This is a genomic window from Agromyces humi (genome assembly GCF_009720255.1).
GTDB lineage: Bacteria > Actinomycetota > Actinomycetes > Actinomycetales > Microbacteriaceae > Agromyces > Agromyces humi.
In genome coordinates this window covers 1-9137 of record NZ_WJSP02000130.1, presented here as the reverse complement: position 1 = coordinate 9137, position 9137 = coordinate 1, and the positions used below count along the sequence as shown (strand labels likewise).

The following is a 9137-nucleotide window of genomic DNA, read 5'->3' as shown; positions in this document are numbered from 1 at the left end:
GGCTTGCCCGGCAGGCCCTCGCGGGCGGCGACCGCCCCGTCGACGACGACCTCGAAGCGGTCGGCGAGGCCGGCGGCGGCGAGCACGAGGGGCGCGTTCTTCGAGCTCGAGACGACCGCGACCCTCGCTCCGGTGGCGATGACGGCGTCGAGCAGGGCGACGCTCGTGGCGTACGGCTCCACGCCCTCCTCGGCGAGAGTCGCGTTGAACGCGTCGTTCTTGCGATTGCCGAGCCCGTGCACGGTGTCGAGCGTGGCGGCATCCGTCACCTCGCCCTCGTCGACGACGATGCCCCGGCTCTCGAGCAGCGACCGCACGCCGTCGTAGCGCGGCTTGCCGTCGATGTGGGCGAAGTAGTCGTCGTCGGAGTAGGGGGCTGCTCCGTGCGCCTCGAGGAACGGCGTGAAGAGGCGCGACCAGGCGTGCATGTGCACCACCGCCGTGGGCGTGAGCACGCCGTCGAGGTCGAAGAGCCAGCCGCGGATGCCGCTGAGGTCGACGTCGCCCGGATGGGTCAGGCCGCGTCGGCTGGCCGCGCTTGCGGGCGGGGAGGGAATGGGGGTGGAGTCTGGCGAGGTCACCGCCGTCCTTTCGTCGAATGTTCAGGGCACCGGTACCGCAGGTCGATGCTATTCCCGGCGGCGGGGGAGCGCGAGGCCGGAGTCGGACTCTGATGAATCACGGAGGGTCCTCGCGGCATCCGCTCGAAGTGCTCGAGCCACCCGGAGCCTCGAATGGTGCTGCGCGCCCCGAGATGTTAGGCTCTCGTGGCTGGACGCACTTCGGTGCATCCGCACGTGCGCGAGTGGCGGAATTGGCAGACGCGCTGGCTTCAGGTGCCAGTACTCGCAAGGGTGTGGGGGTTCAAGTCCCCCCTCGCGCACCATCACGAAACGGCCCGGACCTCACTGAGGTGCCGGGCCGTTGTCGCATCCGCGGGCGACCGCTACCGTGTGAGCCGGAGACGCGCAACGGACGGCGAGGGGGAGGCCGAGCGGGCGCGCGACGGGGAGGCGGGCGACGATGAGGCTCGAGCCGCTGTATCGCCTGAACTTCACCTATCCGGCCGGATGGCAGGTCGAGCTCGAGGGTGGATGGCAGCAGCACTTCTACCTGGCCGAAGGGCGCTGCGAGGGCGGCGTGAGCGGCCGGTTCCACGGGGCGAACTTCCCCCTGCGCCGTACCGAGGAGGGGCCGTTCCGCCCTGATCTGCGGGGCGTCATCGAGACGGATGACGCGGCGACGATCATGTTCGAGTTGCACGGCTATGGTCGCGCCCACCCCGCAGGCCGGCGGCAGGTGGTGGGCTCGGTGTTCCACACGAGCGACCATCCCGGCTATCGCCGGCTGAACGACGTCGTCTGCGTCTGCGTCGGCGAGGTGCGGTCTCCCGTCGATGGAGCGTCGGGTCCGGAGCTCGTGCTGGACGTCGCCGAGCTGATCTGGGAGCCCATGGCGCCGGAGCGTTAGGGTGCAGTGGTGAGCAGGACCGGCCGGAAGCACCCGCGCGTGACCATCACGGACATCGCCGAGCGGGCCGGGGTGTCGATCGGCGCGGTGTCGTTCGCGCTCAACGGGCGACCGGGGGTGTCGGAGGCGACGCGCGAGCGCGTGCTCAGCGTCGCCGACGAGCTCGGCTGGGCGCCGTCGACCGCCGCGCGGTCGCTCGCGGTGTCGACGACCGAGACGTTCGGGCTCGTGCTCGCCCGGGATCCCCGCATGCTCGGCGTCGAGACCTTCTACATGCGGTTCATCGCCGGAATGGAGGCCGAGCTCGCCCGGCGCGGGTACGGCCTGCTGCTGCAGGTGGTGCCGTCGCCCGCCGACGAGCTCGCGACGATCGCCAAGTGGCGTGCCGCCCGGCGCGTCGACGGGATCCTCCTCGTCGACCTCGCCGTCGACGACCCCCGGGTGACGCTCAGCTCCGAGCCGGGCGCGCTGCCCACCGTGGTGGTCGGCGACGCCGCCGTCGCGAACGGGCTCACGAGCGTGTCGACCGACGACGATGCGGCGATGCGCGAGGCCGTGCGCCACCTCGCCATGCTCGGGCATCGGCGCATCGCCCGGGTGGCGGGCGTCGACCGGTTCGCGCACACGCAGTCGCGGGACGCGGCGTTCCTCGACGAGATGGGGACGCTCGGACTGCAGCCCCTGCTCGCCCGCACGGACTACCGGCCCGAATCGGGCGCCGTCGCCACGCGTTCGGTGCTCGAACGCGACGAGCGGGCGACCGCGATCATCTACGACAACGACGTGATGGCCGTCGCCGGCCTGAGCACGGCGATGGAGCTCGGCCTCTCAGTGCCGCAGGACGTGTCGATCATCGCGTGGGACGATTCCGTGCTCTGCGAGCACACGTTCCCGAAGCTCACGGCGCTCAGCCGCGACGTCGGCGCGTACGGCTCGCACGTCGCGCGGCGGCTGTTCGACCTCGTCGACGGGGCCGAACCCGGTGCGTTCCTCGACGCCACGCCCCGCCTGGTGGAACGGGCGTCGACCGGGCCGGCTCCCGGCGTGGCATCCGCTGCCCGCCCACCGGGCGCGCACACGTAACCGGTCGATCAGGTCACGGGTGCGCGCTCGCCGCTGCCCCGCGGGATGAGGTGCGTGGGCAGCTCGAGCTGCGTGGTGAACCCGGTCGGCTGCTGCATCCGCTCGATCGTCAGTCGTGCCGCCTGCCGCCCCATCTCGAGCGGATCGTGACCCACGACGGTGACGCCGAGGATGTCGGCGGTATCGAAGTCGTCGAAGCCGATGAGGGCGGGCGGATCGTCGAGGTCGCGGATGGCGCGCAGGGCGCCGATGCACATGCGGTTGTTGCCCGCGATGATCGCCGTCGGCGGCTCGGGATGGCTGAGCAGCTCGCGCACCACCTCGTCGGGCGGGATCGCCGGGTCGTCGAGCAGCCGCTCCCACCGCCCGGAGCCGTCGACGCCGGCCTCGCGGAGCGCCGCTCGGTAGCCGGCCACCCGCTCCGACTGCGTGTAGGCGGATGCCGGATTGCAGACGTAGGCGATGCGCCGGTGTCCGTGGCCGACGAGGGCCGCTGCGGCGGCGTGGGCGCCCTGCCGGTTCGCGAGCACCACCGAGTCGGCGACGAGGTTGCGAGCCGGGCGGTCGATCGCGATCACCGGGGTGCCGAGCTGGCGCTCGCCCTCGAGGTAGGACTGGTCCTCGCCCACCGGGATGAGCAGCAGGGCGCCGACGCGCTGGGCGAGCAGGGTGTCGGCGACCCGCTCCTCGCCCTCGACCGAGTCGCCGGTGGTGGCCACGATCAGGGTGAATCCGTGGTCGGCGAGCTCGCGCTCGATGCCCGCGGCCACCGTCGAGTAGAACGGGTTGAGCATCTCGCCCATGATGAAGCCGACGGTGGAGGAGCCGCCGCCGCGGCGCAGGTTCTGCGCGAGCGTGTTGGGACGGAACCGCAGGCGCTTCGCGGCGTTCAGGACGCGGTCGACCGTGTCGGGAGCCACCTGGTCGCGATGCGAGTACACCCGCGAGACGGTCTTGGCGCTGACGCCGGCGAGGCGCGCGACGTCGTCGAGCGTGGCCCGTTGCTGGATTGTCATGGTAGGCCCCTCTCGTGTTCGGTGTGCGTTCGGCGGGAACCGGGGATGTCTGACGACGGACATTCACCGGGACATCCGGAGCCCGATACAGCCGTCGTGGCGGTCGGAATCCCTGTTCATCGGGATATCTGCTCGCACTCTACGCCCCGGACAGAACAAGACAACGCTGACATCGGTGCTTGCTAAAGCGCTTAAGTTCATCCTAATGTGTCCATGCCACCCCCGCCGTTGAGGGCACCCTCATCGGTCCACACCGAGGGTGACCACACACAAGGGAGAGTTCACATGGCATCACGCAAGGCGATCGTCGGCCTTGCCGCCGTGGCCGCAGCGACGTTGTTGTTGACGTCGTGCACCGCGAGCGGTTCCGGCGACAGCGGAGATTCCGGCGAGGTCGCGGGCGACATCACATTCCTCACCAACCGCACCGACCTGCAGACCGACGGCACCTGGGACGAGTACATCGCCGAGTTCCAGAAGGAGTACCCCGACGTCGACGTCAAGGTCGAGGCGATCACGAACTACGAGGACGACGTGAAGACGCGCCTCAGCACGCCCAACGGCTACGGCGACGTGCTGCTGATCCCCAATAGCGTGAAGCCCTCGCAGTACCCCGACTTCTTCGAGGCGCTCGGCGACGCCGACGACCTCGCCGACACCTACCGGTTCCTCGCTCCGAAGACCGTCGACGGCGTGCAGTACGGCATCGCGCTCGGCGGCAACGCCAACGGCGTGCTCTACAACACCGAGGTCTTCGCCGACGCCGGCGTCGCCGAGGTTCCCATCACCGAGGACGACTTCCTCGCGGCCCTCGAGGCCGTGAAGGCCACCGGCGCCGTGCCGCTCTACACGAACTACAAGGACGGCTGGCCGCTCGGCGGGCAGTGGACGAACATCGTCGGCGCCGTCACCGGCGACCCCGACGCGCAGACCGCGATGGCCCACGACGAGGAGCCGTGGACGGAGGGCACCGACATCTACGCCCTCGACTCACTGCTCTTCGACGCCGTGCACGAGGGCCTCACCGAGGAGGATCCGCTCACCACCAACTGGGAGCAGTCGAAGGGCGACTTCGCCACCGGTGAGATCGGCAGCATGGTGCTCGGCTCGTGGGCCATCTCGCAGTTCCAGGCCGCGGCCGAGGACGCCGGCGTCTCGAAGGACGTCGTCGGGTTCATGCCCTTCCCGACCAATGTGGGCGGACAGCAGTACGCCACCATCGCCGGTGACTACTTCCTGGGGGTCAACAGGAACTCCGGCAACAAGGCCGCCGCGAAGGCGTGGATCGACTGGCTGATCGAGGAGTCGGGCTTCACCGACGCGCAGGGCATGATCTCGGCCGTGAAGTCCGCGCCGCTGCCGGAGAACCTCGGCACCCTGGAGGAGCGCGGCGTCGAGCTCGTCGAGCTCAGCGCAGCACCCGCCGGTGAGGAATCCCTGTTCAGCGACACCGCCGACCTCTCGCAGGTCGACGTCTGGGGCAACATCTACCGCCAGAAGCTCATCGACATCGCCCGCGGCGAGGCCGACGGCGACAAGGAGTCGTACTTCGCCCAGCTCAACGAGCAGTGGGGCTCGGCCGTCTCCGAACTCGCCGGGTAGCGCGCGCCCGACTCCACCCCACCCACACCTGCACCCCAACGACCCCGTGAGGGGCCGGAGATCCACGAAGGAGCACTCATGTCCGTCTCGACGACTGGACCCGATCCGGTCGGACTCTCCGGCCCCCTCCACGGGGTCGCCGTGCTCGACGAGCGCGGGCGACCCCGCGGCCCCGGCGGACCAGGCGCCCCTGGCGGGCCGGGCCGCTCGCAGCGCCGCGCGGCCCGACGCGGACGCCGCGAAGGGCCCGCCGGCCGTCGCGTCCTCTCCCGGCTCACGCCCTACCTTTTCGTGTCCGCCGCGGTCGGCCTGCTCCTGCTCCTGACCTACCTGCCCGCGGCGAACATGCTCTGGTACAGCATCACCGACTGGAACGGCCTCGGCCCCGTCGAGAACGTGGTCGGCCTCGACAACTACGTCGAGGTGTTCACGAACCCGCGGATCCTCTCGGTCTTCGGCGTGAGCCTCTACTACTTCGTCGGCGCGTTCCTCCAGATGGCGCTCGCGCTCTACTTCGCCACGCTGCTCAGCTTCAGCACCCGCTTCTCGAACTTCTTCCGCGGGGTCATCTTCTTCCCGTACCTCATCAACGGCGTCGCCATCGGCTTCGTCTTCCTCTACCTCTTCCAGCCGGGCGGCACCCTCGACACGGTGCTCGGCTGGTTCGGCATGACCGACCCGCCGCAGTGGCTGGGCGACGCCGACATCGCGAACTACTCGCTCGCCGGCACCTCGGTCTGGCGCTACACCGGGCTCAACTTCGTGCTGTTCCTCGGCGCGATCCAGTCGATCCCGAACGACCTCTACGAGGCGGCCGAGCTCGACGGCGCGAGCCGCTGGCAGCAGTTCACCAACATCATCTTCCCCGGCATCCGTCGCATCATCGGGCTCTCCTTCATCCTCGCGGTATCGGGCAGCCTGTCGGTCTTCGAGATCCCGTTCATCATGACGGGCGGCGCCAACGGCACCGCGACGTTCGTCATCCAGACCCTGCAGACGGCCTTCAGCTACCGGCAGGTGGGGCTCGCCTCGGCGATGGCCGTCGTGCTGCTCGCGATCGTCCTCGTCGTCACCTGGATCCAACGCAAGCTGTTCCCCGACGAGAAGGTGGACCTCACGTGACCCGCGTCGCCCCTGGCGTGCTCAAGTACGCCTCGCTCATCATCGCCGCCATCGTGGTGCTGCTCCCGCTCTCGGTCGTGCTGTTCGCCAGCTTCAAGACCAGCGGCGAGTACAGCACGACAGGCCCGCTCTCCCCGCCGGCGAACTGGTTCAACCTGGAGAACTTCTCGACCGCGTTCCGCCAGGGCGGCATGGTCGAGGGATTCGTCAACACGACCATCGTGCTCGTCATCTCGCTCGTCGGCACGATCCTCATCGGCACGATGGCTGCGTACGCCATCGACCGGTTCGCGTTCCGGGGCAGGAAGCTCATCATGGGGCTGTTCCTCGTCGCCACCCTCATTCCGAGCGTCACGAGCCAGGTCGCGACGTTCCAGATCATCAGCGGGCTCGGCCTCTTCAACACGAAGGCCGCGCTCGTGCTCCTGTTCCTCGGCACCGACATCATCGCGATCTACATCTTCATGCAGTTCATGGCGGGCATCCCCGTGTCGCTCGACGAGGCGGCGATGATCGACGGCGCCAACCGCTGGACGATCTACTGGCGAGTGATCCTGCCGCTCCTGAAGCCGGCGATCGCGACCGTCGTGATCATCAAGGGCATCGCCATCTACAACGAGTTCTACCTGCCCTTCCTCTACCTGCCGTCGGAGGGCATGATCTCGACCTCCCTCTTCAACTTCAAGGGCCCGTTCGGGGCCCAGTGGGAGGTGATCGCCGCCGGGACCATCCTCGTGATCCTGCCCACCCTGGTGGCGTTCCTCTTCCTGCAGCGCTGGATCTACAAGGGCCTCACCGCGGGAGCAGTCAAGTGACGCAGACGATCGAACCGACCACAATGGAGCACATCATGCACATGGTGCAGCGCCCCCTGCACTCGGGGTGGCGGGTCCGGGCGGGGTCCGGGCCCGTGCCCGACGCCGTCGCGGCCGGCATGACCGGGCCGACGGATGCCGCCGGCGGGGGCGGTGGGGTCGTGCCGGGGATCCCGGCGGTCGTGCCGGGGGTCGTGCACCTCGACCTCATGCGGGCGGGGCTGATCCCCGATCCGTACCTCGACGACAACGAGTCCGCCCTCAGGTGGATCGGGCTCGTCGACTGGACGTACGAGACGACGTTCACGCTGCGGGCCGACGAGCTCGCGGCAGCATCCGTGCACGAACTCGTCTTCGACGGCCTCGACACCGTGGCGACGGTGTCGCTGAACGACACCATGATCGCCGAGGTCGCGAACCAGCACCGCGGCTACCGGGTCGACGTGACCGACGTGCTGCGCCCGGGCGAGAACCGCCTGGTCGTGGCGTTCCGCAGCCCGGTGAAGTACGCCGATGCCCAGAGCCTCGCGCTCGGCGCGCGCCCGCGTCCGTACCCGACGCCGTTCGACGCGATCCGCAAGTCCGCGTGCAGCTTCGGATGGGACTGGGGCATCGCGACCTCGACGAGCGGCATCTGGCGGCCCGTGCGGCTCGAGTCGTGGTCGCTCGCCAGGCTCGACGAGGTCCGGGTAACGGCCACGCCGGCGGGCGAGGGCGGTTTCGTCGTCGCGGAGGTCGCGGTGGCGGACGCCCCAGGGGTCGTCGAGGCACCACCGTTGCTCGTGTCCGTCGCTGTGGCCGGCCCGGGCCTCGAGGCGGTTCCCTCGGCGGTCGTCGAGGTCGTGGGTGGTCGGGCGCGAGTGCGCCTCGATCTTCGGAACGTCGAGCGCTGGTGGCCCGCCGGCTACGGCGACCAGCCCCTGTACGTCGTGGACGTGCGGCTCCATTCGGGCGAGGTGATCGACGCCACCCATCGCACCGTCGGCTTCCGCGACCTGCGCTGGAACACGGAGCCCGACGCCGACGGCACGCCCTTCCAGCTGATCGTGAACGACCAGCCGGTGTTCGTGAAGGGCGCGAACTGGATCCCCGACGACGCGTTCCCCGTGCGGGTCGACCGTGCCCGCTACCGCATGCGACTCGAGCAGGCGCGCACCGCCGGCCTCAACCTCATCCGGGTCTGGGGCGGCGGCATCTACGAGGCCGACGCGTTCTACGAGCTGTGCGACGAGCTCGGCCTGCTCACCTGGCAGGACTTCCTCTTCGCCTGCTCCGCGTATGCGGAGGAGGAGCCGCTGCGCTCGGAGGTCGCCGCCGAGGCCCGCGAGCAGATCGTGCGCCTCGCGCACCACGCGTCGCTGTGCCTGCTCACCGGCAACAACGAGAACCTGTGGGGGTACGAGGACTGGGGCTGGAAGCTCCGGCTCGACGGGAAGAGCTGGGGCGCCTACTACTACCACGAGCTGTTCCCCGGCCTCATCGATGAGCTCGCGCCGCACGTGCCGTACGCACCCGGCAGCCCGTTCAGCCCCGGCGGGGAGCATCCGAACGACGAGCGGCACGGCACCATGCACGTCTGGGATCTCTGGAACCAGAAGGACTGGCCGCATTATCGCGATACCGCACCGCGATTCGTGGCGGAGTTCGGGTGGCAGGGCCCGCCCGCGTGGTCGACGCTCACCCGCGCGATCAGCGACGACCCGCTCACCCCCGAGTCGCCGGGCATGATCGTGCACCAGAAGGCGATCGACGGCAACGTGAAGCTCACCGACGGGCTCGTGCGGCACCACCGCGTGCCCGCGGACATGGAGACCTGGCACTGGGCGATGCAGCTCAACCAGGCCAACGCGATCTCATGCGCGCTCGAGCACTACCGCTCGCACGCGCCCCGCACCGCGGGCGCCGTGCGCTTCGTGAACTCGACGAACGCGGCGACGTCCGACCCGAGGAAGTTCTCCCCGTCGCCGAGCCCGATGACGAGCGGCGAGTTGCGCCGGGCACCGACCACGACGCCCGGCTGGTCGCGGTG

Annotated in this window: 7 protein-coding genes, 1 tRNA gene and 1 pseudogene; 7 read left to right on the top strand and 2 right to left on the bottom strand. The window is 69.7% G+C overall.

Translation table 11 applies throughout. The features are described from left to right. Positions 1 to 581 (bottom strand): HAD family hydrolase (locus tag GH736_RS11865; protein ID WP_407922341.1); only part of this gene is annotated, 581 nt, incomplete at its 3' end. A gap of 218 nt (positions 582 to 799) precedes the next feature. Here GH736_RS11865 and GH736_RS11860 point away from each other — a divergent pair. The 3 genes from GH736_RS11860 to GH736_RS11850 all read left to right on the top strand — a co-directional run bounded on the left by GH736_RS11860 (position 800) and on the right by GH736_RS11850 (position 2553). After that, positions 800 to 886, top strand: a tRNA-Leu gene (locus GH736_RS11860). Between the two features lie 137 nt (positions 887 to 1023). Further along, positions 1024 to 1470 (top strand): DUF3237 family protein, encoded by a 447-nt coding sequence (locus tag GH736_RS11855; RefSeq protein WP_159603480.1) that lies wholly within the window; start codon positions 1024 to 1026, stop codon positions 1468 to 1470. Between the two features lie 39 nt (positions 1471 to 1509). Continuing rightward, the gene (locus GH736_RS11850) at positions 1510 to 2553 is read left to right on the top strand and encodes a LacI family DNA-binding transcriptional regulator (RefSeq protein ID WP_159603478.1); all 1044 of its coding nucleotides are present in this window, start codon (positions 1510 to 1512) and stop codon (positions 2551 to 2553) included. 8 nt (positions 2554 to 2561) lie between these two features. Here GH736_RS11850 and GH736_RS11845 read toward each other — a convergent pair whose 3' ends face one another. Continuing rightward, entirely contained in the window at positions 2562 to 3569 is a 1008-nt protein-coding gene (locus GH736_RS11845) for a LacI family DNA-binding transcriptional regulator (protein ID WP_159603476.1), read from the bottom strand. Positions 3570 to 3854: 285 nt separating this feature from the next. On the opposite strand from GH736_RS11845, the gene GH736_RS11840 reads away from it, so the two are divergent. From GH736_RS11840 to GH736_RS25600, 4 genes and pseudogenes are all read left to right on the top strand, one after another. Beyond that, the gene (locus tag GH736_RS11840) at positions 3855 to 5171 is read left to right on the top strand and encodes an ABC transporter substrate-binding protein (RefSeq protein ID WP_235934079.1); all 1317 of its coding nucleotides are present in this window, start codon (positions 3855 to 3857) and stop codon (positions 5169 to 5171) included. 78 nt (positions 5172 to 5249) lie between these two features. Continuing rightward, positions 5250 to 6293 carry a carbohydrate ABC transporter permease gene (locus GH736_RS11835; RefSeq protein WP_159603474.1) on the top strand — a complete coding sequence of 348 codons (1044 nt, stop codon included), beginning with the start codon at positions 5250 to 5252 and terminating at the stop codon, positions 6291 to 6293. Then, on the top strand, positions 6290 to 7108 hold the full coding sequence (locus tag GH736_RS11830; RefSeq protein WP_203230742.1) for a carbohydrate ABC transporter permease: 819 nt from the start codon (positions 6290 to 6292) through the stop codon (positions 7106 to 7108). The genes GH736_RS11835 and GH736_RS11830 overlap by 4 nt, the downstream gene beginning before the upstream one ends. A 23-nt stretch (positions 7109 to 7131) precedes the next feature. After that, positions 7132 to 8040: pseudogene (locus tag GH736_RS25600) on the top strand (glycosyl hydrolase 2 galactose-binding domain-containing protein); the annotation flags it as partial. Between the last annotated feature and the right edge of the window lie 1097 nt (positions 8041 to 9137).